Source organism: Salmonella sp. K21076 (assembly GCF_039650795.1).
Lineage (GTDB): Bacteria > Pseudomonadota > Gammaproteobacteria > Enterobacterales > Enterobacteriaceae > Salmonella > Salmonella enterica.
The window spans coordinates 1-26,158 of sequence record NZ_JBCLYA010000025.1; the positions used below are offsets into that span (position 1 = coordinate 1).

The following is a 26,158-nucleotide window of genomic DNA, read 5'->3' on the forward strand; positions in this document are numbered from 1 at the left end:
TTTTGCAGTTGCCAGACCGCAAGATGTTTTAACAAATCAAAAGGGGTTTTAATAACTGGCTTAAAGCTGAAAGCTTTCCGGAACCCCCAGCCTAGCTGGGGGTTTTCCATAGACAATAATCTCCAGCGGCGTGTTCGCCGGAATAATAATTAACTCGCCAGGCCCGGCGACAAGGCGGCTATCATCCTGAATGATGACTTTACTGCCCTGCGTAATATGGCAGATCGCGGCGGAAAAAAGCGTAACACGATGCAAACGGTGCAGATGACTGGAACGCACCTCTGCCGTCGTAAGATCCTGATGTCGAATATGCATCTCCTGCACCGTGCCGTCCTCTGTTTTACCTTCCGTATGTGGCCGTGAATTGTGCTTTCGCAATCACATGCGCGTTAAGCATAAACCCTACCAACGCGCCACTCGACTCACTGTCGAGCGGCAGTGTTGCCGTATTCAGCGCCCACACAGTAAACTGATAGCGATGAGGCTCATCGCCCGGCGGCGGACAGGCGCCGCCAAAGCCAGCATAACCGAAATCATTCCGTCCCTGCACCACTCCAGCGGGTAACGTTTTTTATCAGCCCCCGTCGGCAGGTCGTGAATCTGCGCAGGAATATTCACCATCGTCCAGTGCCACCAGCCGCTTCCGGTGGGAGCATCAGGATCGAAGACGGTAATAGCGTAGCTTTTGGTTCCGGCAGGCGGATTGCGCCAGCTCAGCTGCGGCGAAATATTTTCTCCGCTACAACCAAATCCTTTAAAGACGTGCTGTTGCGTTAAACGAAAATCTGCCGGAATATCCGCGCTACTGAGGCTAAACGCCGACGCGGCAGATACGCCGCCACTCAATGCCATCATTGCGGCTGCGGTCAAAGAGAAGACTGTTTTCATTGTATTTCCTTCTTCATGTAAAGAAATAACACTATAAAAAGCGTCCGCTGAAGAAACTGTGCCTTTACGATTCTATTTTGTGCAGAAACGCTCACCGCCATACGCTGGTGATTGCCCCTCTCATCTGTGCTACCCTACGCGCCATTTCGTTTTCACGGTCCCTGGCTGGAACTATCATCCGGCTCGCGTCACTGTTTGTGAGAGGTTACTCCGCATGACTGAATCTACATTTCCGCAATATCCCCGTTTAGTCCTCAGCAAAGGGCGAGAAAAATCTTTACTCCGCCGCCACCCATGGGTCTTTTCCGGCGCCGTATCCCGTCTGGAAGGCAAAGCCAACCTCGGTGAAACTATCGATATCGTCGACCATCAGGGAAAGTGGTTAGCACGCGGCGCCTGGTCGCCAGCCTCCCAGATCCGCGCGCGCGTCTGGACATTTGATAAAACAGAATCCATTGATATTGCGTTTTTCACCCGCCGCCTGCGCCAGGCGCAGCAGTGGCGCGACTGGCTGGCGAAAAAAGACGGTCTGGATAGCTATCGTCTGATCGCCGGTGAATCCGATGGCCTGCCTGGCGTCACTATCGATCGTTTTGGTCATTTTTTGGTGCTGCAACTGCTCAGCGCCGGGGCCGAATATCAACGCGCCGCATTAATTAGCGCTCTGCAAACATGCTATCCGGATTGCGCTATTTACGATCGCAGCGACGTCGCCGTGCGGAAAAAAGAAGGGATGGCGCTGACGCAAGGCCCGGTCACTGGCGAACTGCCGCCTGCGCTTTTGCCAATTGAAGAACACGGTATGAAATTGCTGGTCGATATACAGGGCGGCCACAAAACCGGTTATTATCTTGATCAGCGCGACAGTCGTCTGGTGACGCGCCGCTACGTAGAAAATCAGCGGGTACTGAACTGCTTCTCTTATACCGGCGGTTTTGCCGTGTCGGCGTTAATGGGTGGTTGTCGCCAGGTTGTCAGCGTGGATACCTCACAGGATGCGCTGGATATCGCCAGGCAAAACGTTGAACTGAACCAACTGGACTTGAGCAAAGCCGAATTCGTGCGCGACGACGTGTTTAAGTTGCTGCGCGCTTACCGTGAACACGGCGAAAAATTCGACGTCATCATCATGGACCCGCCCAAATTCGTCGAAAATAAAAGCCAGTTAATGGGCGCCTGCCGGGGCTATAAAGACATTAACATGTTAGCGATTCAACTGCTCAATCCGGGCGGCATACTGCTGACATTCTCTTGCTCCGGACTGATGACCAGCGATTTATTTCAGAAAATCATTGCCGATGCCGCAATAGATGCCGGTCGTGATGTACAATTTATAGAGCAGTTCCGTCAGGCCGCCGATCACCCGGTGATCGCCACCTACCCGGAAGGGCTGTATCTGAAAGGGTTTGCCTGTCGCGTCATGTAACTTGAAAAGTGGAATAGTATCCTCATATAAAGGGTATCTATTTCCCGGGAGGTGACTATGATAGCCAGCAAATTCGGTATCGGCCAACAGGTCCGCCATTCCCTGTTAGGTTACCTCGGAGTGGTCGTCGATATCGACCCGGAATATTCGCTTGATGAGCCGTCGCCTGATGAACTGGCGGTTAACGACGAACTTCGCGCCGCTCCGTGGTACCACGTGGTAATGGAAGATGATGATGGTCAGCCAGTGCATACTTATCTGGCCGAGGCCCAGTTGCGAAGCGAAATGCGGGACGAGCATCCAGAACAGCCATCGATGGATGAACTGGCGCGTACCATTCGCAAGCAGCTTCAGGCGCCGCGACTACGTAACTGATTGTATGTAAAAGGCCGGAGAGCGATATCCGGCCATTTAAACTTTTATTTCGCCAGCCCCAGGCGAGGGATCTCAATCGCCGGGCAGCGATCCATCACCACAGTCATGCCTGCATCCCGCGCCAGTACCGCCGCCTGTTCGTTGATCACGCCAAGCTGTAGCCACAGCGTTTTTGCGCCGATGGCGATAGCTTCCTGCGCGACGCCCCATGCAGCTTCAGAGTTGCGAAAAACATCCACCATATCGACTTTTTCGGGAATATCCGCCAGCGTGGCATACCCCTGTTGCCCCAGCAATGTCTTACCCGCGACTTTTGGCGCAACCGGAATCACATGGTAGCCCTGTTCAAGCAGGTATTTCATTACCCGATAGCTTGGACGATCGGGTTTATCGCTCGCACCTACCAGCGCGATAGTGCGAGTGGACGTCAAAACATCAGCAATATCGGTCTCTTTCATCATCTTTCTCCTGGCTGTTTTGCAAAGTGTACGACAAACCTGACATAGCAACCATTCATCCCATACCGATGTATGAGAGCAAAACGCCAAAATATGTCTATATGTTAGTAAACATGATCTAAGAAAAATTTCGATACATTATTAGCCAGACGGCCTTTGGACAGGAGAACCTTATGAAAACCGGCGCGCTAGCCACCTTCCTTGCTCTCTGTTTGCCGGTGACTGTTTTTGCCACAACGCTCCGTTTGTCTAATGAGGTTGATCTGCTGGTGCTGGACGGCAAAAAGGTGTCCAGCTCTTTATTACGCGGCGCAGAGAGCATCGAACTGGAAAACGGGCCGCATCAACTCGTTTTCCGGGTGGAAAAAACCATCCGCCTGCCCGGTAATGAAGAGCGGCTTTATATTTCTCCGCCGCTGGTGATAAGCTTCGATACCCAGCTGATAAGTCAGGTCAATTTTCAGCTCCCGCGGCTGGAAAACGAGCGCGAAGCCTCGCATTTTAACGCGGCGCCGCGTCTGGCGCTTTTGGACGGCGACGCCATGCCCATTCCGGTAAAACTCGATATTCTGGCCATTACTTCTACGGCTAAAGTGGTCGATTACGAAATAGAGACCGAGCGTTATAATAAATCGGCGAAACGCGCCTCGCTTCCTCAGTTCGCCACGATGATGGCAGACGACAGCACATTACTTTCCGACGTCTCAGAGCTTGATACCGTACCGCCGCAATCACAAACTCTGACAGAACAGCGGCTGAAATATTGGTTCCGACTGGCCGACCCGCAGACACGCCATCATTTTCTGCAATGGGCGGAAAAACAGCCGCCCTCTTGATATGAGTTGTCCCAGCGCGCAATTTTTTTGTCTTTCTCTTGCAGCATCAAGCGCTTCCAGTAATCTGTAGACAGGTTAACTACGGAATCGAATTATGGAACTGACGACTCGCACCTTGCCGACGCGCAAACATATCGCGTTGGTTGCTCACGACCACTGCAAACAGATGTTAATGAACTGGGTGGAACGCCATCAGCCGTTGCTGGAAAAACACGTTCTTTATGCAACCGGCACCACGGGGAATCTGATCCAGCGCGCAACCGGTATGGACGTTAATGCGATGCTGAGCGGCCCGATGGGCGGCGACCAGCAGGTTGGCGCGCTCATTTCAGAAGGGAAAATCGACGTGTTGATTTTCTTCTGGGACCCGCTTAACGCGGTACCGCACGACCCCGATGTCAAAGCGCTACTGCGTCTGGCCACTGTATGGAATATCCCTGTCGCCACTAATGTCTCAACGGCGGACTTTATCATCCAGTCCCCGCATTTTAATGACGCTGTAGATATTCTTATTCCGGATTATGCGCGTTATCTGGCCGAGCGCCTGAAATAACCGCTACGCGGGCGGGATGCTATACCGCCCGCGCTTTAGGGCTTCCTCGCCACCGGCACATCCAGCTGTTTAAGCGCCTCCACAAAGCGCGAGGGATTATCTTTATTGAAAAGCAGCCAGACCCGCGCACGCGCGCGCGTCAACGCCACATATAACAAACGCCGCTCTTCAGCGTCCGGAAAATCCTCAACCTGAGGAAAAAGCGCACTTTCCATAATGGATTCTCGCGCCGGGGCGGGGAAACCGTCGTTACCCTCCTGCAATCCGACAAGAATCACGTAATCGGCCTGTTGGCCTTTGCTGGCATGGATAGTCATGAAATCTATCTGTAACTTCGGCCAGCGAGTCGCCGCTTTTTGTAGACTCGCGGGTTTCAGATGGTGATAGCGCGCCAGCACCAGGATACGTTCATCCTCCTTCGCATAGCCGGATAATTTATCCAGTAACGCGTCCAACTGGCTTTCATCCAATAACGTAACCGCTTTTTTATCGCCTGGGGTCAGACTATTTAACGGTTTTTTAAGTTGGTGCGGATTCTGCTGTACAAAGCGATTGGCAATATCGCCAATCCGACTGTTAAAACGGTACGTGGTGTCCAGGTGACAATGCTCGCCCTCGCCGAACGTCTGATGAAACGCCGTCGTTAAGGAGAGCTGCGCCCCGCTAAAACGGTAAATCGCCTGCCAGTCATCGCCAACGGCAAACAGCGTAGTCTGGCTATTCTGCTTGCGTAGCGCCTCTAACAGCGCCGCCCGTTGCGGGGAAATATCCTGAAATTCATCGACCAGAATATGCTTCCACGGGCTAATAAAACGCCCTTTTTCGAGGATCACCATTGCCTGATGGATCAGCCCGGAGAAATCAACGGCATTTTCCGCTTTCAATGCGCTTTTCCAGGCCTTCAGCAGCGGCGCCATCAACTTAATGCGTTTGCCAAACAGCTCGCGGCACTCCTCTGGCGCGCCAGCGATCATTTCTGCCTGCGCGCCGCCGTGCATACGCATCAAACTGACCCAACGATCCAGGCGAGGGGCCAGACGCCGCTGCAATGTCTCATCGTCCCAGAAATTACCTTCCGGCACTACCCACTGCATCTCCTCTTCCAGCCACTGACGCCAGCCTTTGGCCTGCGCTTTTTTCTCGCTACACTGCTGACGCCAGGTGTGCAGAAATAGCTGATGCCGCGCGGTGGCGTCACTTTCCAGCTTACTGACAACCGGCGCTTTTTTACTGCCTTGCTGAATAATATACAGCGCCAGCGAATGGAACGTACGGGCAGTAATCTCTTCCGTATGTAAGCGCTCGCGGATACGCTCATCCATCTCTTCTGCCGCCTTGCGACCAAACGCCAGTAAAAGAATTTGCCCCGCATCGGCTTGCCCGCGCGCCAACAGCCAACCCGCGCGCGCCACCAGCACCGAGGTCTTACCGCTTCCCGCGCCCGCCAGTACCAGTAACGATGATTCGCCGTTAACCACCGCCCTGGCCTGGGAAGGATTAAGCGGAGAAGATTCTATCTGCGTAAAAAAGTCGGCATGCGCTTCCAGCATGGCATCAGCATACGCCTGATTATGCTGCTGCCGACTTCCCTCGCTATCCTGTAACCATGCCAGACACTTACGCCATATCTCGCGACAGTGAGCAAACTCCTCCAGACGTGAGACCGGCAGCGGTAAGGCGGCAAACGTCTGGCGAATTTCGTGTTCCAGCCCACGAACGTGTTCACGGGTAAGCCATTGGTTTCCGCCCGTTCGCTCACTAATACGCGCCCATTGCTCCTGTAATGCCTGCGCGGCGACATCACTCATCTCCTGGCTCCAGCGACGCCAGTGCGCGTCCAGATAGCGATGGAATTGCTGGGTTTCCGACCACTCGGTACCGTGCAAACGCACGACTTTATCCTCCGGGAGGACAAACTCCAGCTCGCCCCATACCAGCCCACGCTTACAGTGAATCGCCAATAACTGATTGAATGGAATAAGATATTCATGCCTGTCGCCAGACACTTTCACCCCAGCATTGAGGATCACGGCACGATCATACGGGTGTTGCGCCAGACGTTTTCCAAGAGAAGTTGCTTTCAGTTCCATGACTCAGCGAATCCAGACGTAAAGATGTGCTTATCAGTGTAACCGCCAGAGAAAACGTGCTCCAGTCTAAAAAAACGTTACAATTGCCCGCAGTAATAGAAAACCGGAATGAACTGAGGGTTTATGCGTACCGTTCTGAATATTTTAAACTTTGTACTGGGCGGCTTTGCCACTACGCTGGCCTGGCTGCTGGCGACGCTGGTCAGTATTGTGCTTATTTTTACCCTGCCGTTGACCCGCTCCTGCTGGGAGATAACCAAACTGTCCCTGTTCCCTTACGGTAATGAAGCCATTCACGTTGACGAACTTAATCCGGCGGCAAAAAGCGTATTAATGAATACTGGCGGTACCTTGCTGAATATTTTCTGGTTACTTTTTTTCGGCTGGTGGCTATGCCTGATGCACATTGCCTCCGGTATCGCGCAGTGTGTCACTATCATCGGGATACCTGTCGGTATTGCGAACTTTAAAATTGCCGCGATTGCGCTTTGGCCTGTCGGTCGCCGCGTCGTCTCTGTAGAAACCGCTCGCGCCGCGCGAGAAGCTAACGCGCGCCGCCGTTTTGAATGATCGGGACAAATAGCCTTTATGTTAAGTCCGTTGATTCGCCGTTATACCTGGAACAGTACCTGGCTGTATTACATCCGCATTTTTATCGCTCTGTGCGGCACCACCGCCCTGCCCTGGTGGCTGGGCGACGTCAAACTGACCATCCCGCTCACGCTCGGTATGGTTGCCGCGGCGCTAACCGATCTCGACGACCGCCTTGCCGGACGCTTGCGTAATTTAATCATTACCTTAATTTGCTTTTTTATCGCGTCGGCTTCTGTGGAGCTGCTCTTTCCCTGGCCGTGGCTATTTGCGTTGGGCTTAACGTTATCCACCAGCGGATTTATTCTGTTGGGAGGACTAGGGCAACGCTATGCCACCATCGCGTTCGGCGCGTTACTCATTGCGATTTATACGATGCTGGGCGCTTCTTTATACGATCACTGGTATCAGCAACCACTGCTCCTGCTGGCAGGCGCAGTATGGTATAACCTACTGACGCTAACCGGGCATCTGCTATTTCCGATCCGTCCGTTGCAGGATAATCTGGCACGCAGTTACGAACAGTTGGCGCACTATCTGGAACTGAAATCACGTCTGTTTGATCCTGATATTGAAGATGAAAGCCAGGCGCCGCTCTATGATTTAGCGTTAGCGAACGGGCAGTTAATGGCGACGCTGAACCAAACGAAAGTGTCGTTGTTGACTCGCCTGCGCGGCGATCGCGGTCAACGCGGTACGCGCCGCACTCTCCATTACTATTTTGTGGCGCAGGATATTCATGAACGCGCCAGTTCTTCGCATATTCAATACCAGACGCTGCGCGATTATTTTCGCCATAGCGACGTCATGTTCCGCTTTCAACGTCTGATGTCGATGCAGGCGCAGGCCTGTACGCAGCTGGCGCGCTGTATCTTACTGCGTACGCCGTACCAGCATGATCCGCGCTTTGAACGCGTCTTTACCCACATTGACGCCGCGCTTGAACGTATGCGCGCCAGCGGCGCTTCTTTAGAGCTGCTGAATACGCTTGGATTCTTATTAACCAACCTACGCGCTATTGATGCGCAACTGGCGACGATCGAGTCGGAGCAGGCCCAGGCAATGCCGCGCAATGAGTCAGAAAACCAGTTGGCTGACGATAGCCTGCACGGGTTTAGCGACATCTGGCTGCGTCTGAGCCGTAATTTTACCCCGGAGTCCGCTCTCTTTCGCCATGCGGTACGCATGTCGCTGGTATTGTGCATCGGTTATGCTCTCATCCAAATTACCGGGATGCGCCACGGGTACTGGATATTGCTCACCAGCCTGTTCGTTTGTCAGCCTAACTATAACGCGACCCGCCATCGCCTTGCGCTCAGGATTATCGGTACGTTGGTAGGCGTTGCGATCGGCCTGCCGATTTTATGGTTTGTCCCTTCGCTTGAAGGACAGTTAGTTCTGCTGGTGATTACCGGCGTGCTTTTCTTCGCATTCCGTAATGTGCAGTATGCCCATGCGACGATGTTCATCACCCTGCTGGTATTACTCTGCTTTAACCTCCTGGGCGAAGGCTTCGAGGTAGCGTTACCGCGCGTCATCGACACGTTAATTGGCTGCGCTATCGCCTGGGCTGCGGTCAGCTTTATTTGGCCGGACTGGCGCTTTCGCAACCTTCCCCGGGTACTCCAGCGCGCCACCGATGCTAATTGCCGCTACCTTGATGCGATCCTTGAGCAATATCATCAGGGACGGGATAACCGCCTGGCCTATCGCATTGCCAGACGCGACGCGCACAACCGCGATGCAGAACTGGCATCCGTGGTTTCTAATATGTCGAGCGAACCCGACGTCACGGCTGAAACCCGGGAGGCGGCGTTCAGGCTGCTTTGCCTCAATCACACTTTTACCAGCTATATCTCCGCCCTCGGCGCGCACCGCGAAAAGCTCAGCAATCCGGACGTGTTGGGGCTTCTGGATGACGCGGTCTGCTACGTTGATGATGCGCTTCATCATCAGCCAGAAGACGAACAGCGCGTACACCAGGCGCTGGAGGGTTTAAAGCAGCGAGTTCAGTCGCTGGAAACACGTCCGGACAGCAAAGAACCTCTGGTTGTTCAACAAATTGGTTTGCTCATTGCCTTACTGCCCGAGATTGGACGCTTGCAACGGCAAATTTCACCGCCGACTTCTACATTAATTACCCAGCCGTAAGCGAATGAGCCCAGTCGGCAAGCTCCTGGCGACGACTCGCCGGGAGCGCCGCTTCATGTACGCCGACAATTGCGCCTTCCAGGGCATACAAAACTTTCACCGTCAGCAAGGGATTGCTTTGTCGCAACCTTAACCAGCACATTTTCGCGCCCAGTATGCGTAACATATTTTCGTCCTTTATCCCTGACTCATTGAGCAATGTTTCCAGATGGAAGGTCATATTGGGGAGATCTTTGAGTCTGTGCTGTAAAATACGGCTGTGTTTTTCCTTCATTGCCGCGTCAAGAGAATACTTCGATAAACGTACCAGCTGCTGCTGATCGCGCCACAGGCTTTCATCCACCCGGTAATAGTTGAGCATAACGGGACGTCCACATTTCATAAACATGAGCCAGGCGGGGGGATGCTTCACACAGTAGGGTACGCTTTCTTCACAGGCGCGGAGATAAAGCTCGCCATTAGCCACCATCGCAAAGACGGTATCCTCCACAGTCAGACTATAGCTACCGAATAAAGATCGATACTGGATCGTCCCCAAAGAGGCCAAATATTCTTGCGATTCATAGATCCTGTCATAAGAGAGTGCTCTCATAAAATTCCTTTTAAATCATAAAGTAAAAGAATGATTTGCAGTAACGGATCCGTTAATGACGAAAATAGGCAACTTATACTCCGCGAGCAAGATGATTTTTATTTTTGACGCCACTAAGAATAAAAATTGCGAGACAGTTTCCGAAAATAGAGTTGATCTTTCATCGCCACAGGAGTACTGTATGAATATACAGTAACTCACAGGGCTGGATTGATTATGTACACTTCAGGTTATGCAAATCGTTCTTCGTCATTTCCTACCACTACCCACAACGCTGCGCGCACCGCTACGGAAAATGCCGCGGCAGGACTGGTCAGTGAAGTTGTCTACCACGAAGACCAGCCCATGATGGCGCAACTCCTGCTTTTGCCTTTACTCCGTCAGTTAGGCCAACAATCACGCTGGCAGCTCTGGCTCACGCCGCAGCAAAAGCTCAGCCGTGAATGGGTACAGTCTTCAGGTTTGCCATTAACGAAAGTGATGCAAATTAGCCAGCTTGCGCCTCGTCATACGCTGGAGTCGATGATCCGCGCTTTGCGTACAGGAAATTACAGCGTGGTAATTGGTTGGATGACTGAAGAACTGACAGAAGAAGAACATGCCAGCCTGGTTGAAGCAGCGAAGGTAGGTAATGCGGTAGGGTTTATCATGCGCCCTGTACGTGCGCACGCTTTACCCAGGAGACAGCATTCCGGGCTAAAAATTCACTCTAATTTGTATCATTAAGTAAAATTAGGATTTATCCTGGACTTTTTTTTACGCGAACGTATCTCCTTTGAGTGCTAACGTTTTTTTGCGAGAACGCTTGCCAGAAGCGGTTTCCGCAATCTTTGCTGTACGATTTATCATCCGAAACTGTTAAATGATGTGTATACCCGTCATGTTTTTTCACATGTCTGACGGAGTTCACACTTGTAAGTTTCCAACTACGTTGTAGACTTTACATCGCCAGGGGTGCTCAGCATAAGCCGTAGATATCGGTAGAGTAACTATTGAGCAGATCCCCCGGTGAAGGATTTAACCGTGTTATCTCGTTGGAGATATTCATGGCGTATTTTGGATGATAACGAGGCGCAAAAAATGAAAAAGACAGCTATCGCGATTGCAGTGGCACTGGCTGGTTTCGCTACCGTAGCGCAGGCCGCTCCGAAAGATAACACCTGGTACGCTGGTGCTAAACTGGGCTGGTCTCAGTACCATGACACCGGCTTCATTCACAATGATGGCCCGACTCATGAAAACCAACTGGGCGCAGGTGCTTTTGGTGGTTACCAGGTTAACCCGTACGTTGGCTTTGAAATGGGCTACGACTGGTTAGGCCGTATGCCGTACAAAGGCGACAACACCAATGGCGCTTATAAAGCTCAGGGCGTTCAGTTGACCGCTAAACTGGGTTATCCAATCACTGACGATCTGGACGTTTATACCCGTCTGGGTGGTATGGTATGGCGTGCAGACACCAAGTCTAACGTCCCTGGCGGCGCGTCTACTAAAGACCACGACACCGGCGTTTCCCCGGTATTCGCGGGCGGTATCGAGTATGCCATCACCCCTGAAATCGCAACCCGTCTGGAATACCAGTGGACTAACAACATCGGTGATGCCAACACCATCGGCACCCGTCCGGACAACGGCCTGCTGAGCGTAGGTGTTTCCTACCGTTTCGGCCAGCAAGAAGCTGCTCCGGTAGTAGCTCCGGCACCGGCTCCGGCTCCGGAAGTACAGACCAAGCACTTCACTCTGAAGTCTGACGTACTGTTCAACTTCAACAAATCGACCCTGAAGCCGGAAGGCCAGCAGGCTCTGGATCAGCTGTACAGCCAGCTGAGCAACCTGGATCCGAAAGACGGTTCCGTTGTCGTTCTGGGCTTCACTGACCGTATCGGTTCTGACGCTTACAACCAGGGTCTGTCCGAAAAACGTGCTCAGTCTGTTGTTGATTACCTGATCTCCAAAGGTATTCCGTCTGACAAAATCTCCGCACGTGGTATGGGCGAATCTAACCCGGTTACCGGCAACACCTGTGACAACGTGAAACCTCGCGCTGCCCTGATCGATTGCCTGGCTCCGGATCGTCGTGTAGAGATCGAAGTTAAAGGCGTTAAAGACGTGGTAACTCAGCCGCAGGCTTAAGTTTCCGTCTGATAAAAAACCCCGCTTCGCGGGGTTTTTTGCTCTGGTCTGGGTGGCAACGCCTTTCAGCGTTACTTCTTGCCTAATAACGCCTGTAAATCCTGCTTTAACGTGGTCATTTGCGTGGCATATTTCTCTTTATGCTCCGCGTCTTCTATCAGTTGCACAATCGTTTCGGATAATGTTTTACCGCGTCGCTGCGCAAGGCCCGCCAGACGCTGCCAGACCATAAACTCTAAATCGATAGATTTTTTGCGCGTATGCTGATGCTCCGCATTGAAGTGTCGTTTGCGTCTTGCCCGAATGGTTTGTCTCATCCGATTAAGCAAGGCAGGATTCATATGCCTGTCTATCCAGACATTTACCCGCACCGGTTCATTTTCGAGGGCCAACAACAAATTGACGGCTTCCTGGGCAGCACTGGCTTCCACGTAGCGGGTGATCAACTCCCCTTCGCGGTGCTTTTTCACCAGATATTTCCATTTCCAACCGCTTTCAAGATTTTCAAGTTGTTGATATTTCATTGTGATCCCAATGTTACCGTGTAACTGTTATCAGAATATCAGTTTTTTAGCCATCTGAAGAAAAGAATCTCGAACCTGTGAATGGTTACACGTCTTCATATTACTTTGCATTCGCTTTCCGCGTGTGCAGCGTGACGGGTTAGGCTATAATCCCCCCTTTTACAACAGACTAAAAAACCTCAACTTTGACCATTACGAAACTTGCATGGCGTGATCTGGTTCCGGATAGCGAAAGCTATCAGGAGATATTTGCACAGCCACACGCGACTGACGAAAACGACACCTTACTCAGTGATACTCAGCCACGACTGCAATTTGCGCTTGAGCAACTTATACAGCCGTGGGCATCATCCTCTTTTATGCTGACTAAAGCGCCTGAAGAGCAAGAGTATCTCACTTTACTTTCAGATGCCGTCCGCGCTCTGCAAACCGATGCCGGACAATTAACCGGCGGACATTATGACGTTTCCGGGCATACTGTTCATTACCGCGCCGCGCAGAATGCGCAAGACAACTTTGCCACCGTCACACAAGTCGTCAGCGCTGACTGGGTCGAAGCCGAACAGCTCTTTGGTTGCCTGCGGCAGTATAACGGCGACATTACCCTGCAACCGGGACTGGTTCATCAGGCGAACGGCGGCGTGCTGATTATTTCCTTACGAACCCTTCTGGCGCAGCCGTTACTATGGATGCGTCTGAAAGCCATCGTTAGCCGCGAGCGTTTTGACTGGGTGGCCTTTGACGAGTCGCGTCCATTACCGGTCTCCGTGCCATCAATGCCGCTCAAACTGAAGGTGATTCTGGTTGGCGAACGTGAATCACTGGCTGATTTTCAGGAGATGGAACCGGAGCTCGCGGAACAGGCTATCTACAGTGAATTTGAAGACAATTTACAGATAGCGGACGCAGAAGCTATGACCCTGTGGTGTCAATGGGTGACGCGTATCGCTTTACGCGATAATTTGCCCCCTCCGGCACCGGACGCCTGGCCCGTCCTGATACGCGAGGCTGTGCGCTATACCGGCGAACAGGATACGCTGCCTCTTTGCCCACTGTGGATAGCCCGCCAGTTTAAGGAGGCGTCGCCTTTATGCGAAGGCGATACCTGCGGCGCAGAAGCGCTCAGTCTGATGCTTGCCCGACGCGAATGGCGAGAAGGCTTTCTGGCGGAGCGGATGCAAGGCGAGATTCTGCAAGAGCAGATCCTGATTGAAACCGAAGGCGAACGCGTTGGACAAATCAATGCGCTTTCCGTCATTGAGTTTCCCGGACATCCGCGCGCCTTTGGCGAACCGTCGCGAATTAGCTGTGTTGTGCATATCGGCGATGGCGAATTTAACGATATTGAGCGCAAGGCCGAACTTGGCGGAAATATCCACGCTAAGGGAATGATGATTATGCAGGCCTTCCTGATGTCGGAGTTGCAGCTGGAGCAACAAATTCCCTTCTCTGCCTCGTTAACCTTTGAGCAGTCCTACAGCGAAGTGGATGGCGATAGCGCCTCAATGGCGGAATTATGTGCGCTCATCAGCGCGCTGGCCAATGTGCCAGTGAATCAAAATATTGCGATTACCGGCTCGGTCGATCAGTTTGGTCGCGCGCAACCAGTGGGCGGGCTAAACGAAAAAATTGAAGGTTTCTTCGCCATCTGCGAGCAGCGGGAATTAAACGGTAAACAGGGCGTGATTATCCCTGCCGCCAATGTCCGCCATCTCAGTCTTAAATCTGAACTGCTGCAAGCGGTTAAAGAAGAGAAGTTCACTATCTGGGCGGTAGACGACGTGACCGACGCCTTACCGCTACTGTTAAATCTGGTGTGGGATGGCGAAGGTCAAACGACGTTGATGCAGACTATCCAGGAGCGTATCGCGCAGGCGACGCAACAGGAAGGCCGTCATCGTTTCCCGTGGCCATTACGTTGGCTGAACGCTTTTATTCCGAACTGATCGGACTTGTTCAGCGTACACGTGTTAGCTATCCTGCGTGCTTCAATAAAATAAGGTTTACATAAAACATGGTAGATAAACGCGAATCCTATACAAAAGAAGACCTTCTTGCCTCTGGTCGTGGTGAACTGTTTGGCGCTAAAGGGCCGCAACTCCCTGCGCCGAACATGCTGATGATGGACCGCGTCGTTAAGATGACCGAAACGGGCGGCAATTTCGACAAAGGCTATGTCGAAGCCGAGCTGGATATCAATCCGGATCTATGGTTCTTCGGATGCCACTTTATCGGCGATCCGGTGATGCCCGGTTGTCTGGGTCTGGATGCTATGTGGCAATTGGTGGGATTCTACCTGGGCTGGTTGGGCGGCGAAGGCAAAGGCCGCGCTCTGGGCGTGGGCGAAGTGAAATTTACCGGTCAGGTTCTGCCGACAGCCAGGAAAGTCACCTATCGCATTCATTTTAAACGTATCGTAAACCGTCGCCTGATCATGGGCCTGGCGGACGGTGAGGTTCTGGTGGATGGTCGTCTGATCTATACCGCACACGATTTGAAAGTCGGTTTGTTCCAGGATACTTCCGCGTTCTAAGTGTTGAATTGATATTCCGCGCTATCGGTATCATGCTTGCAAAGCCCATAAAGGCGAAACCTCCGCACTGCGGAGGTTTCTTTTTCTAAAGAGACAGAATCAGGCCATTACCGCCCTGTCCTCCATGGCTTGTCGCCAACCTCCCAACCAGTATGACCGTTGATTCAGCGTCTGATAGGGACACATTTCTTTTGATCGTCCGGCGATGCCGGCCTGATATCCACGTTGATGTGCCCGTTCCAGGCGATCTCGTTTTTGTCTCCTCATGCCTCGTTTCCCTCATATTTGTATCTGGTGGAAAAGAAAACAGTGATTACAAAATGTGCAATCACACTACACGAATACCTCTAAATGGATCGCCCGTCAATGCGCAAAATTCACACCAATGTCATATTTGTGAGCTATACGGTAAATCATTTGTACAAAAAATGTGAGCCATAACAACTATTTTTCCGGCGTCAAAAATAAAAACCGCCTCAGGCGCACGACCTGAAGCGGTTAAATTTACATTATTTTTATCTCAGGGAAGGCGCTTTATCTCATCTGCGATAGCGGCCGCTTCCTGACTCCATGCGCTTGCCAGTACTTTGACCATCTCATCATAGCCATCTTTCTGCTGGCTGGCTTCGATATGGAAAGGCCGCTTAATCAGTTGTCCGTTGTGGTTTAATAACCACTCCCCGCTGACGATAACCTTACCATCGTAACGTCCATGGAATCCGGTTACGGTAACGTTCAACGTATCCTGGGTGGTTCCCAACGGCTGGGAAGCGACGACCCAGCCAGGAAGCCGGGCGCTAAGATTCGCCACCAGCGTGTTACGTAATTGCTGATCCAGCGGGCTGGCCCACAGATTGTTATTGGCAATCACATACTGGACATCACTGGTTTGATACACCACACCGTTACCTGCCAGATAGTCAGGTACGGAAACCTGCTCTACCCATAAGAGACGGTTGCCCTGACTTGCGGTGCTTTGCACACCGCTTTGCGCTATCGGGAGCTGATAATAGCTTTTATTTTCTCCGCCGGAACTACATGACGCCAGCCAGAACGCCATTATCACGACTAGCCATTTTTTCATTGTTTCGCCCTCTTAGGCTCAGGATCTTTTTTATCCTTCGCTTCAAATACCAGCGCGTTGCTCTTCTCGTTCAGAGTTTTCAACACCGGTTGTAACTCACGAAGCACCTGATCGAGACGCTGCATATCCGCCACCATTTTGTTATACGCCGCCGATCCAGGCTGGAAGCCCTGCATACTGCGGTTAAGTTCGCGTAACGTCGTTTGCATATCCGCCGGAAGCTGCTGCATCGACTGACTGGAGGTAATCTTGTTCATATTATCCAGCGTGGTTTGCAACCGACGCATAGTACGCTGGCTTTCAGACAGCGTATTGGTCGCTTGTTCAATCATCGGATTCAGCGGCAGGTTGTTGATCTTATCCAACGTTTCCACCAGTCGCTGTTGAATTTGCGCCAGGCCGCTGCTGACGGTGGGAATAATTTCATAACCATCAAATTCGCGTAGTCCGGTAATCGGCGGCTCCTTAGGATAAAAGTCCAGATCGACATACAGCGCCCCGGTCACCAGGTTACCGGTTTTAAGCGAAGCGCGTAAACCGCGCTTAAGCAGTTCCGTCAAATGCGCGCCAACATCCGCATTTTCTCCCAGTTGCGCTTTCAGACGCTCCGGTTCAATGCGCACCAGCACAGGAATACGGTAATCGTCGTTAAACACCTGACGCATATTAGACGCAAAGAAAGGCACTTTGCTTACCGTCCCCAGACGAATACCGCGGAACTCCAGCGGCGCGCCGGGTTGTAATCCGCGCACCGAATCTTTAAAGAACATCAGGTAATCGATATGATCGGTGTACAGCGAATCCTGAATACTTTTTTGATCGTCGTAGAGATTAAACGCCGTTTTTTCGGCGACGGGTTGCCCCTGCTCAAGTCCTTCCGGCACATCAAAACTCACGCCGCCGCCAAATAACGTCGTCAACGATCCCATTTCCACGCGCATTCCCGCCGATGTCAGATCCACAGCGATACCGCTATCTTTCCAGAATCGGACATTACTGGTGACCAATCGATCGTTTGGCGCCTTAATGAACAACTGATAACTCATTGTCCGTTTTTGCGGATCGAAAGAGCTGGTTTCAACGGACCCTACCCGATAGCCCCGGAACAGAACGGGATCGCCAGGACTGAGCTGACCGGCCTTTTTGCTGTCCAGAATCACACGAATACCTTTGGCATCGGGCGGCGCCAACGGCGGTGAGTCAAGAAGCTGATAGCTTTCCGGCTGACTGCCCTTACTTCCTGGTTGTAGTTCAATATACGCGCCTGATAACAACGTCCCAAGCCCGCTTATGCCTTCACGCCCCACCTGCGGTTTTACGACCCAAAATACCGAGTCTTTATGCAGCAACTTTTCCATACCGGAATGAAGCCGCGCTTTGATTTGTACGTGGGTCAGATCGTCAGTCAGCGTCGCGCTTTCAACCACGCCGACATCCACGCTGCGACTTTTGATCGTCGTTTTTCCGCCTTCAATGCCTTCCGCATTGGTGGTAATTAAGGTAACTTCCGGTCCCTGGTGGCTGTAGTGATAAAACAGAATCCAGGCTCCGATAAGCGCAGTAACAATCGGGAATATCCAGACAGGCGACCAATTTTTCACCTTTTGTACTTTGGCTTCCCCTTTTTTAGGTTCCATGCTATCAGGACTCCTCATGGCCTGGTTCGTATTCACGATCCCACGACAGACGCGGATCAAAGGTCATCGCAGAAAACATTGTCATTATGACGACTAAAGCAAACATCAACGCACCCATCGCAGGATAAATATTCATTAACCCTCCCATACGCACCAGCGCAGAGAGTACGGCAATGACAAAGACATCAATCATTGACCAGCGCCCCACAAACTCCACTACTTCATAAATAAAATGCATCCGTTCACTGTCGCGCTTACCGTGGCCTTTCGCATCCCAACAAAGCCAGGCAATGGCGATCATTTTTAGCGTCGGCACCATAATACTGGCAAGAAAGATAACCGCCGCCACTGGATAAGACCCCTCGCTCCACAGCAAAATCACGCCAGCCAGAATGGTCGACGGCATTTTCGAGCCCAGTAAGTCAGTAATCATAATCGGCAATATATTGGCGGGCAGATAAAGCATGATCGAGGTAAATAATAACGCCAGCGTCCACTGCAAACTGTTTTTACGCCGGACATAGCCTTTCGTATGGCAACGCGGACAGACGAGACTCTCCGCAGGCAGGATCGCCGTACAGCAGGCGCAAGAACGCAAAGACTGCCGGATACCGGTAATCCCCGGCGTTAACGGCTGCGCCAGTGCAGGTTGCGGGGCGATATCATCCCACAACCAGCGGCGATCGACACACTGGAACGCCCGCAGTTGAACGAGACAAAATAAGCACCAGGGAATAAAGCTGCTGCCGATGCCGATATCGCCGTAAGCCATCAGCTTAACAAAACTGACCAACACCCCGGCGAGAAATATTTCCGCCATTCCCCACGATTTGAGGAGGAAAAAGATCCTTGCCAGCGTTTTTTTTACCGACAACGGCAGACTGGCGCGGTTGACAAGTAATAGAATGGTCACCAGGCAAAATGCCGGCACCAGTTGGACAAATAATAAAAAGAACGTGCCGAGGCTGGCGTAATCTTCAGAAAACATGACGCCGGGGATTTCCAGAAGCGTGACTTCGCTGGTGACGCCCGCGACATTCATATTCACGAAGGGAAAAAGGTTAGAAAGCAGCAACATAAATAGTGCCGCTAACGCATAGGCGGTAGGACGCTGCCGGGGCGCGTCCCACTCGGTCGTTAACGTTGCGCCGCATCGTGGACATGCTGCTTTTTGCCCATGCGAGAGGCGGGGTAAAGCCACCAGCATGTCGCATTGCGGGCACAATATGTGCTTCGCAGCATGGTGATGTTCACACATAGGCGCTCCTTTCGTTATGCCCCGTTTTTCAGGCCTTCAAGATACTCCCAACGTTCGAAGGCTTGCTCAAGTTCTTGCTCCGCCTGACTTAAATCGGCCAGAACTTTCTGCGTTTGCTCATGGGGTTGGCTAAAAAAGGCCGCATCCGCAACCTGCGCCTGTAGCGCTTCCAGCTTCGCTTCCAGGTCTTCAAGCTGACCGGGTAACTGCTCCAGCTCGCGCTGCAGTTTATAGCTTAGTTTGCTACTGCCACGTTTTACAATTTCTGCTTTAGGGGCAATAACTTCCTCATTTTTTTTCGTCATCGGCTGTTTCGTCGCCAGATGCTGCTCTTGCTGCGCACGCGCATCATGGTAGCCGCCGATATAACGTCCGATTTTGCCGCCGCCCTCGAAAATCCAGCATTCCGTCACGGTATTATCGACAAATTGCCGATCATGGCTGACCAGTAGTACCGTGCCCTGATAGCCATCAATTAATTCTTCTAATAGTTCCAGCGTTTCGACGTCAAGATCGTTCGTTGGTTCATCGAGAATTAAAAGATTGCTCGGCTTGAGGAACAGTCGCGCCAGCAGCAGACGGTTACGTTCGCCGCCGGAAAGCGCGCGGACGGGCGTCATCGCCCGTTTGGGGTGAAACAGGAAGTCCTGCAAATAGCCCAGTACATGGCGCGGCTTACCGTTTACCATCACCTCTTGCTTGCCTTCCGCAAGGTTATCCATCACGGTTTTTTCCGGGTCCAGTTCGGCGCGATGCTGATCGAAGTAGGCGACTTCCAGCTTCGTTCCTACGTGGATGCGCCCGCTGTCAGCCTGAAGCTGTCCCAGCATCAGTTTCAGTAGCGTGGTTTTACCGCAGCCGTTCGGGCCAATTAACGCAATCTTGTCGCCGCGCTGTACCTGAGCGGAGAAATCTTTTACCAGCTGTTTTCCTTCTACCTGGTAATCGACGTTTTCCATCTCAAAAACGATTTTACCGGAGCGCGTCGCCTCTTCGACCTGCATCTTCGCCGTGCCCATCACTTCCCGGCGCTCGCTGCGTTCACGACGCATCGCTTTTAACGCCCGCACGCGCCCTTCATTACGGGTGCGGCGCGCCTTGATCCCCTGGCGAATCCAGACTTCTTCCTGTGCCAGTTTGCGATCAAATTCCGCGTTTTGTAACTCTTCTACGCGCAGCGCTTCTTCTTTCTCCAGCAGGTATTGATCGTAATTTCCCGGATAGGTGACCAGTTTGCCACGATCGAGATCGACAATGCGGGTCGCCATATTGCGAATAAACGAACGATCGTGAGAGATAAAAATAATCGTTCCGTTAAAGGTTTTCAGAAACCCTTCCAGCCAGTCGATAGTTTCGATATCCAGATGGTTAGTCGGTTCATCCAGTAACAATACGCGCGGATTGCTGACCAGCGCCCGACCCAGCGCGGCTTTACGCAGCCAGCCGCCGGAGAGCGACGACAGCGCGGCGTTAGGATCGAGTCCAAGCTGCGCCAGCACTTCATTAATACGGTTTTCCAGCTGCCACAGATTATGATGATCGAGCTGTTCCTGTACGCGCGCCATTTCATTGAGGTTTTTCTCGCTGGGATCGGTCATCACCAGACGGGAAATCTCATGATAGCGCTTGAGATATTCCGCTTGTTCTTCGATACCTTCGGCGACAAAGTCATAGACGCTACCCGCAATATTACGGGGCGGGTCCTGTTGCAGACGCGCGACGATCAGATCCTGTTCATAAATAATACGCCCATCGTCCAGACCCTGTTCGCGGTTGAGGATCTTCATCAAGGTGGATTTCCCGGCGCCGTTACGCCCCACCAGACAGACGCGTTCGTTATCTTCGATATGCAACTCTGCGTTATCGAGAAGCGGCGCGTCGCTGAACGACAGCCATGCGCCATGCATACTGATTAATGACATTTACTTTTCCTTTCAGGCGGCGCGGATCAGCCAGCAATTATGAATCTGACGGTTACGGGCAAAATCCGGGGAAAGCGTTTTTTGCGTAATTTCTTGTGCGGTAAGCCCCAGCTCAGCCAGCCCTTCCAGATCCATACGGAATCCGCGCTTATTATTTGAGAACATGATGGTGCCGCCTTTACGCAGCAGGCGTTTTAAATCTTTCATTAACGCGACATGATCGCGCTGAACATCAAACGACTCTTCCATACGTTTTGAGTTAGAGAACGTCGGCGGATCGATAAAGATCAAATCGAACTGTTCATTCGCCTCGCGCAGCCAGCCCAGGCAGTCGGCCTGAATCAGGCGATGCGCGCGGCCGCTCAGTCCGTTCAGACGCAAATTACGTTCGGCCCACTCCAGATAGGTGCGGGACATATCCACCGTTGTGGTGTTGCGCGCGCCGCCCAGACCCGCATGTACGCTGGCGCTGCCGGTATAAGAAAAGAGATTCAGGAAATCTTTGCCTTTGCTCATTTCTCCCAGCATTCTGCGGGCAATACGGTGATCGAGGAACAGACCAGTGTCGAGATAATCCGTCAGATTTACCCATAAGCGCGCATTATATTCGCTGACCTCAAGGAACTCGCCCTTCTCGCTCATTTTCTGATACTGGTTTTTTCCTTTTTGCCGTTCGCGGGTTTTTAACACCAGTTTATTCGGCGGAATACCGAGCACTGACAAGGTTGCCGCAATAATATCGAACAGACGTTGCCGCGCTTTTTGCGCATCCACCGTTTTCGGCGGCGCATATTCCTGAATCACCGCCCAGTCGCCGTAACGGTCTACCGCCACGTTATATTCCGGCAGGTCGGCATCATACAAGCGATAGCATTCAATCCCTTCCTGGCGCGCCCATTTCTCCAGCTTTTTAAGATTTTTACGCAGGCGATTAGCGTAATCTTCCGCCACCGTCGCCGGTTTACTGTCCGCCGTGGTTTCCGCAATATGATAGTTTTTCTGCACACAGTCCAGCGGGCCATTCTTGGCTTTAAACTGTTTGTCGGCGCGTAATTGCAGGCTGCCCAGCAAATCGGGCGAAGCGCTGAACAGCGACAGGTTCCAGCCGCCAAACTGATTTTTCATGGTACGGCCCAACAGGCTGTGCAACGCAATCAGCGCCGGATCGCTGTCCAGACGTTCGCCGTAAGGCGGGTTACTGATCACCGTACCATACGGGCCTTTCGGCAATGGATTACTCAGTTGCGCCACATCTTTCACTTCAAAAGTGATAAGCTCCCCGATACCGGCGCGACGGGCGTTGCTGCGCGCCCGCTCAATGACGCGCGCATCGCTGTCGGAACCGTAGAAATGAGAGGAATACTCCGCCAGCCCCTTACGCGCCCGGGTCTGCGCTTCGGCTTTCACTTCCTGCCAGATAGCCTCGTCATGCTGCGCCCAGCCGCTAAATCCCCAGTGACCACGATGCAGGCCCGGCGCGCGATCGGTCGCCCACATCGCGGCCTCAATCAACAGTGTCCCCGAACCACACATAGGGTCGAGCAGCGGCGTACCTGGTTGCCAGCCGGAACGCATAACAATCGCTGCCGCCAGCGTCTCTTTAATTGGCGCCAGCCCGGTGCGATCGCGATAACCGCGCAGGTGCAGGCCATCACCACTGAGATCCAGCGCAATGCTGGCCGTTTCTTTATTCAGCCAGACGTTAATACGGAGGTCCGGCGATTCGCGGTCCACATTTGGACGCGGAAGATTTTTCCGCGTAAACGCATCGACAATCGCGTCTTTAACTTTCATCGCGCCATACTGACTATTACGGATGGTGTCGTTCAGGCCGCTGAAATGCACCGCAAACGTCGCGCCAGGATTAAAAATCTCTGTCCAGTTTATCGCCTGAACGCCGAAGTAAAGATCGAGATCGCTGTAGACCTTGCACTCACCCATCGGCAGGATAATACGCGAGGCCAGGCGGCTCCACATCAGGCTCTGGTAAATAAGCCGCGTGTCGCCCTGAAAATGGACCCCACCCTGAACAACCTGACACCCTACGGCGCCCAGTTTTTCCAGTTCAATTTTTAACAGCTCTTCCAGCCCGCGGGCCGTACTGGCAAACAGAGAATTCATATTGTCACTTTTACGCTAAGAAAATTGTTGCGCATTATAGCTAATCTCACGCCCATGTCATAAAGTTGAAGGCTTATTTTCATTTGAGGGACTGTACGGTGGCGACGTTATCACGGCTCTTTATTCATCCGGTCAAATCCATGCGCGGCATTGGCCTGACTCATGCGCTGGCAGATATCAGCGGCCTGGCTTTTGATCGCATCTTCATGGTAACCGAGTCTGACGGCACATTTATTACCGCCCGCCAGTTTCCACAAATGGTACGTTTTACCCCCTCTCCCTTACACGACGGCCTCCATTTGACCGCGCCAGACGGCAGCAGCGCGCTGGTTCGCTTTACGGATTTCACCCCGCAGGATGCGCCGACCGAGGTCTGGGGAAACCATTTTACCGCTCGCGTCGCCCCGACGGCGATTAATCAATGGTTGAGCGGCTTTTTCTCCCGCGATGTCCAGTTGTGCTGGGTTGGGCCGCAGTTGACGCGCCGGGTTAAACGGCATAACGCGGTGCCGCTGGGATTTGCCGATGGCTACCCGTATTTATTGACCAACGAAGCCTCACTGCGCGATCTGCAACAGCGTTGTCCGGCAGGCGTACAAATGGAACAATTTCGCCCAAACTTAGTGGTTTCCGGCGTAGCGGCCTGGGAGGAAGATAGCTGGAAAGTGCTTCGCATTGGCGATGTGATTTTTGACGTCGTGAAGCCCTGTAGTCGCTGTATTTTTACGACCGTCAGCCCTGAAAAGGGGCAAAAACATCCTTCCGGCGAACCGCTGGCGACACTGCAAGCTTTTCGTACCGCCCAGGACAATGGCGATGTGGATTTCGGTCAGAATCTGATTGCCCGCAATAGCGGCGTCATTCGCGTCGGCGATGAGGTGGAGATACTGGCGACAGCGCCGGCAAAAGCTTATGGCGCCACAACGCTCGACGACAGCGTTACGCCAGAGAAACACCCGGACGGGAGTGTAACCATCGACTGGCAGGGGCAAACCTTCTGCGGGAATAATCAACAGGTGCTACTGGAACAGTTGGAGAATCAGGGAATTCGTATTCCGTATTCTTGCCGGGCTGGTATCTGTGGTTGCTGCCGGATACGTTTGCTGGAAGGCGAAGTAAGTCCGCTGAAAAAATCGGCTATGGGTGACGATGGTACGATTCTGAGCTGTAGCTGCGTGCCTAAGACCGCGTTACGACTGGAAAATTAAACCGCTTGTTCAAGGCTGAAACTGTGACAGTGAACCTGCGGTTTCAGCCTGTCGTTCATAATTTTAATCGCATCGCCAAGCTGCATGGTTCGGCCTGCTATCACCACGCCTGGCTGTGCCAGCAGACACAACGCGGCATTTTCTCCCGGCTCAACGACCAGCAAATTAACCTGTTCCGCCGTATCGCTTAACCAGACGCTTGCGGCATCACCCGTGCCCGGGGTCCACATTTCGCCATGCGCCACAAAATGCCAGCTTTTCGGCATCTGCGGTTTGAGATAGCGAATCGCCACCAGCGCATTCAATACCAGCTCCGCGCGTTGCTCTTTGGTTAATTCGAAATCCCGGCATTTTTCTTCAAAGGAAAAATAGAGCGCGGCATCATCCACACAAAAACCGGTCGGGCAAAACGCGTCCGGCGTAAGCATTTTACGAGAGAAGCGCGAGCGAAAAAGCATACCATTGGCGAGATCGAGCATCATACGATCGTGCTCTTCATCATAATACCAGCGCCAGTTATCGTCAGGTTTAATTCGCATCACCTCTCTCCCGCTTTTAAGCAACTCGTAACAGCATTGTCCTTTTGCCGCTTCGTTTATTACCCCAATAATAAAAGCCTAAAATGTCTAAATAAGCAACAGTGGAGAAATATAAAACAACCAGTGCCGGAAATAAAGCCCTGGTTGTCTGATAAAGGGTAAAGTTTAGATGTGCGTTACGATTTCTTTAATCAATGGCGGGCCTTTAAAAATAAAGCCGGAATAAATTTGTACCAGCGTAGCTCCTGCCGCTATCTTCTCGCGCGCGGCGATAACTGAGTCAATGCCGCCGACGCCGATAATAGGCAATTGTCCTTTTAACTCCAGGGATAAACGGCGAATAATTTCTGTGCTTTTTAATTGTAATGGCCGGCCACTTAATCCCCCCGTTTGCTGGCAATTTTTCATTCCTTGTACCAGAGAACGATCGAGGGTGGTATTTGTCGCAATCACCCCATCAATATTATGACGAAGCAGGCTATCGGCAACCTGGATCAATTCTTCTTCACAAAGATCCGGCGCGATCTTTACTGCCACCGGCACATATTTATGGTGGATCACCTGAAGATCGTTTTGCTTATTTTTAATGGCAGTTAACAGATCGTCCAGCGCATCGCCATACTGGAGCGTACGTAACCCTGGCGTATTCGGCGAAGAAATATTAATGGCGATATAACCCGCATAAGCATAGACTTTTTCCATACAAATCAGGTAGTCATCTTTGCCATTTTCGACAGGCGTATCTTTATTTTTACCGATGTTAATTCCCAGAATACCATCAAAATGGGCTTTTTTAACATTCTCGACCAGGTTATCGACGCCCAGATTATTAAAGCCCATCCGATTGATTAGACCTTCAGCATCCACCAGACGAAAAAGACGTGGCTTATCGTTACCCGGCTGTGGGCGCGGCGTCACGGTGCCGATTTCCAGGGAGCCAAACCCCATCGCGCCTAATGCGTCGATGCACTCCCCGTCTTTATCCAGACCGGCAGCCAGCCCCAGTGGATTTTTAAAGGTAAGTCCCATGCAGGTAACCGGCTTTGTCGGTACTTTCTGGCGCACCAGCGCTTCCAGCGGCGTACCTGTAATGCGGCGTAATTGTTGAAATGTAAATTCATGAGCGCGCTCTGGATCGAGCTGGAAAAGGGCTTTACGAACGAAGGGATAGTACATGAACTCTCCTGGATTCCCGGTGTGCAAACCGGGGACGTATTATGGGCGATAACAAAGCAAAAG

The 26,158-nt window shown here is 52.2% G+C and carries 23 protein-coding genes and 2 pseudogenes; 11 read left to right on the plus strand and 14 right to left on the minus strand.

Translation table 11 applies throughout. The features are described 5' to 3' along the window. Positions 1-114: 114 nt before the first annotated feature. Positions 115-315: pseudogene (locus tag AAYN39_RS09095) on the minus strand (AraC family transcriptional regulator); the annotation flags it as partial. Between the two features lie 25 nt (positions 316-340). Beyond that, a pseudogene (locus AAYN39_RS09100) lies at positions 341-888 on the minus strand (YbhB/YbcL family Raf kinase inhibitor-like protein). A 214-nt stretch (positions 889-1,102) separates the two neighbouring features. Between AAYN39_RS09100 and rlmI the strand changes: the two are divergent. After that, positions 1,103-2,314 carry a 23S rRNA (cytosine(1962)-C(5))-methyltransferase RlmI gene (gene rlmI / locus AAYN39_RS09105; RefSeq protein WP_000140485.1) on the plus strand — a complete coding sequence of 404 codons (1,212 nt, stop codon included), beginning with the start codon at positions 1,103-1,105 and terminating at the stop codon, positions 2,312-2,314. Positions 2,315-2,371: 57 nt separating this feature from the next. Then, positions 2,372-2,689: a heat shock protein HspQ gene (gene hspQ, locus AAYN39_RS09110; protein WP_000561983.1), complete on the plus strand. Its 318-nt coding sequence runs from the start codon at positions 2,372-2,374 to the stop codon at positions 2,687-2,689. Positions 2,690-2,733: 44 nt separating this feature from the next. On the opposite strand, the gene AAYN39_RS09115 is transcribed toward hspQ, so the two are convergent. Further along, positions 2,734-3,147: a CoA-binding protein gene (locus AAYN39_RS09115; protein ID WP_001537782.1), complete on the minus strand. Its 414-nt coding sequence runs from the start codon at positions 3,145-3,147 to the stop codon at positions 2,734-2,736. A gap of 173 nt (positions 3,148-3,320) precedes the next feature. Here AAYN39_RS09115 and AAYN39_RS09120 point away from each other — a divergent pair, with 173 nt between their 5' ends. Then, complete coding sequence (locus AAYN39_RS09120; RefSeq protein WP_000847719.1) at positions 3,321-3,983, plus strand: DUF2057 family protein; 663 nt, start codon at positions 3,321-3,323, stop codon at positions 3,981-3,983. Between the two features lie 94 nt (positions 3,984-4,077). Then, entirely contained in the window at positions 4,078-4,536 is a 459-nt protein-coding gene (gene mgsA / locus AAYN39_RS09125) for a methylglyoxal synthase (RefSeq protein ID WP_000424187.1), read from the plus strand. Between the two features lie 35 nt (positions 4,537-4,571). On the opposite strand, the gene helD is transcribed toward mgsA, so the two are convergent. Further along, complete coding sequence (helD, locus tag AAYN39_RS09130; RefSeq protein ID WP_000420526.1) at positions 4,572-6,626, minus strand: DNA helicase IV; 2,055 nt, start codon at positions 6,624-6,626, stop codon at positions 4,572-4,574. Positions 6,627-6,749: 123 nt separating this feature from the next. Between helD and AAYN39_RS09135 the strand changes: the two genes are divergently transcribed. Both AAYN39_RS09135 and yccS read left to right on the plus strand, forming a co-directional pair. Next, positions 6,750-7,196, plus strand: coding sequence for a YccF domain-containing protein (locus tag AAYN39_RS09135; RefSeq protein WP_001261222.1), 447 nt, complete (start codon positions 6,750-6,752; stop codon positions 7,194-7,196). Between the two features lie 18 nt (positions 7,197-7,214). Continuing rightward, on the plus strand, positions 7,215-9,368 hold the full coding sequence (gene yccS / locus AAYN39_RS09140) for a YccS family putative transporter (protein WP_000950867.1): 2,154 nt from the start codon (positions 7,215-7,217) through the stop codon (positions 9,366-9,368). Here yccS and AAYN39_RS09145 read toward each other — a convergent pair. Continuing rightward, a complete protein-coding gene (locus AAYN39_RS09145; RefSeq protein WP_001202371.1) occupies positions 9,355-9,960 on the minus strand; it encodes a TfoX/Sxy family DNA transformation protein in 606 nt (201 codons plus the stop codon). The genes yccS and AAYN39_RS09145 overlap by 14 nt on opposite strands. A 216-nt stretch (positions 9,961-10,176) precedes the next feature. Between AAYN39_RS09145 and sulA the strand changes: the two genes are divergently transcribed. Continuing rightward, positions 10,177-10,686, plus strand: coding sequence for an SOS-induced cell division inhibitor SulA (gene sulA / locus AAYN39_RS09150; protein ID WP_000288732.1), 510 nt, complete (start codon positions 10,177-10,179; stop codon positions 10,684-10,686). A 354-nt stretch (positions 10,687-11,040) separates the two neighbouring features. Next, positions 11,041-12,093: a porin OmpA gene (ompA, locus tag AAYN39_RS09155; RefSeq protein WP_010989142.1), complete on the plus strand. Its 1,053-nt coding sequence runs from the start codon at positions 11,041-11,043 to the stop codon at positions 12,091-12,093. A gap of 71 nt (positions 12,094-12,164) precedes the next feature. On the opposite strand, the gene matP is transcribed toward ompA, so the two are convergent. Next, positions 12,165-12,617, minus strand: a complete 453-nt coding sequence (gene matP, locus AAYN39_RS09160) for a macrodomain Ter protein MatP (RefSeq protein ID WP_000877174.1) — start codon at positions 12,615-12,617, stop codon at positions 12,165-12,167. 185 nt (positions 12,618-12,802) lie between these two features. Here matP and AAYN39_RS09165 point away from each other — a divergent pair, with 185 nt between their 5' ends. Together AAYN39_RS09165 and fabA are read left to right on the plus strand one after the other, a co-directional pair. Beyond that, positions 12,803-14,563, plus strand: coding sequence for a Lon protease family protein (locus AAYN39_RS09165; protein WP_000156455.1), 1,761 nt, complete (start codon positions 12,803-12,805; stop codon positions 14,561-14,563). 68 nt (positions 14,564-14,631) lie between these two features. Next, entirely contained in the window at positions 14,632-15,150 is a 519-nt protein-coding gene (fabA, locus tag AAYN39_RS09170) for a bifunctional 3-hydroxydecanoyl-ACP dehydratase/trans-2-decenoyl-ACP isomerase (protein ID WP_000227928.1), read from the plus strand. A 99-nt stretch (positions 15,151-15,249) separates the two neighbouring features. Here fabA and rmf read toward each other — a convergent pair whose 3' ends face one another. From rmf to rlmKL, 6 genes are all read right to left on the minus strand, one after another. Then, positions 15,250-15,417 (minus strand): ribosome modulation factor, encoded by a 168-nt coding sequence (rmf, locus tag AAYN39_RS09175; RefSeq protein ID WP_001764860.1) that lies wholly within the window; start codon positions 15,415-15,417, stop codon positions 15,250-15,252. Between the two features lie 253 nt (positions 15,418-15,670). Further along, complete coding sequence (pqiC, locus tag AAYN39_RS09180) at positions 15,671-16,234, minus strand: membrane integrity-associated transporter subunit PqiC (RefSeq protein ID WP_000759136.1); 564 nt, start codon at positions 16,232-16,234, stop codon at positions 15,671-15,673. Then, positions 16,231-17,871 carry an intermembrane transport protein PqiB gene (gene pqiB / locus AAYN39_RS09185; protein WP_000433416.1) on the minus strand — a complete coding sequence of 547 codons (1,641 nt, stop codon included), beginning with the start codon at positions 17,869-17,871 and terminating at the stop codon, positions 16,231-16,233. Before pqiB ends, pqiC begins: the two co-directional genes overlap by 4 nt. 4 nt (positions 17,872-17,875) lie before the next feature. Then, on the minus strand, positions 17,876-19,129 hold the full coding sequence (pqiA, locus tag AAYN39_RS09190; RefSeq protein ID WP_000333152.1) for a membrane integrity-associated transporter subunit PqiA: 1,254 nt from the start codon (positions 19,127-19,129) through the stop codon (positions 17,876-17,878). 14 nt (positions 19,130-19,143) lie between these two features. Then, positions 19,144-21,051, minus strand: a complete 1,908-nt coding sequence (locus tag AAYN39_RS09195) for an ABC transporter ATP-binding protein (RefSeq protein WP_000053045.1) — start codon at positions 21,049-21,051, stop codon at positions 19,144-19,146. Between the two features lie 12 nt (positions 21,052-21,063). Further along, on the minus strand, positions 21,064-23,172 hold the full coding sequence (rlmKL, locus tag AAYN39_RS09200) for a bifunctional 23S rRNA (guanine(2069)-N(7))-methyltransferase RlmK/23S rRNA (guanine(2445)-N(2))-methyltransferase RlmL (protein WP_001086472.1): 2,109 nt from the start codon (positions 23,170-23,172) through the stop codon (positions 21,064-21,066). A 98-nt stretch (positions 23,173-23,270) separates the two neighbouring features. Here rlmKL and AAYN39_RS09205 point away from each other — a divergent pair, with 98 nt between their 5' ends. Continuing rightward, positions 23,271-24,380, plus strand: a complete 1,110-nt coding sequence (locus tag AAYN39_RS09205; protein ID WP_000224084.1) for a YcbX family protein — start codon at positions 23,271-23,273, stop codon at positions 24,378-24,380. On the opposite strand, the gene zapC is transcribed toward AAYN39_RS09205, so the two are convergent. Continuing rightward, positions 24,377-24,919, minus strand: a complete 543-nt coding sequence (gene zapC / locus AAYN39_RS09210) for a cell division protein ZapC (protein WP_001220671.1) — start codon at positions 24,917-24,919, stop codon at positions 24,377-24,379. The genes AAYN39_RS09205 and zapC overlap by 4 nt on opposite strands. A gap of 165 nt (positions 24,920-25,084) precedes the next feature. After that, positions 25,085-26,095, minus strand: a complete 1,011-nt coding sequence (pyrD, locus tag AAYN39_RS09215) for a quinone-dependent dihydroorotate dehydrogenase (protein WP_000291724.1) — start codon at positions 26,093-26,095, stop codon at positions 25,085-25,087. Between the last annotated feature and the right edge of the window lie 63 nt (positions 26,096-26,158).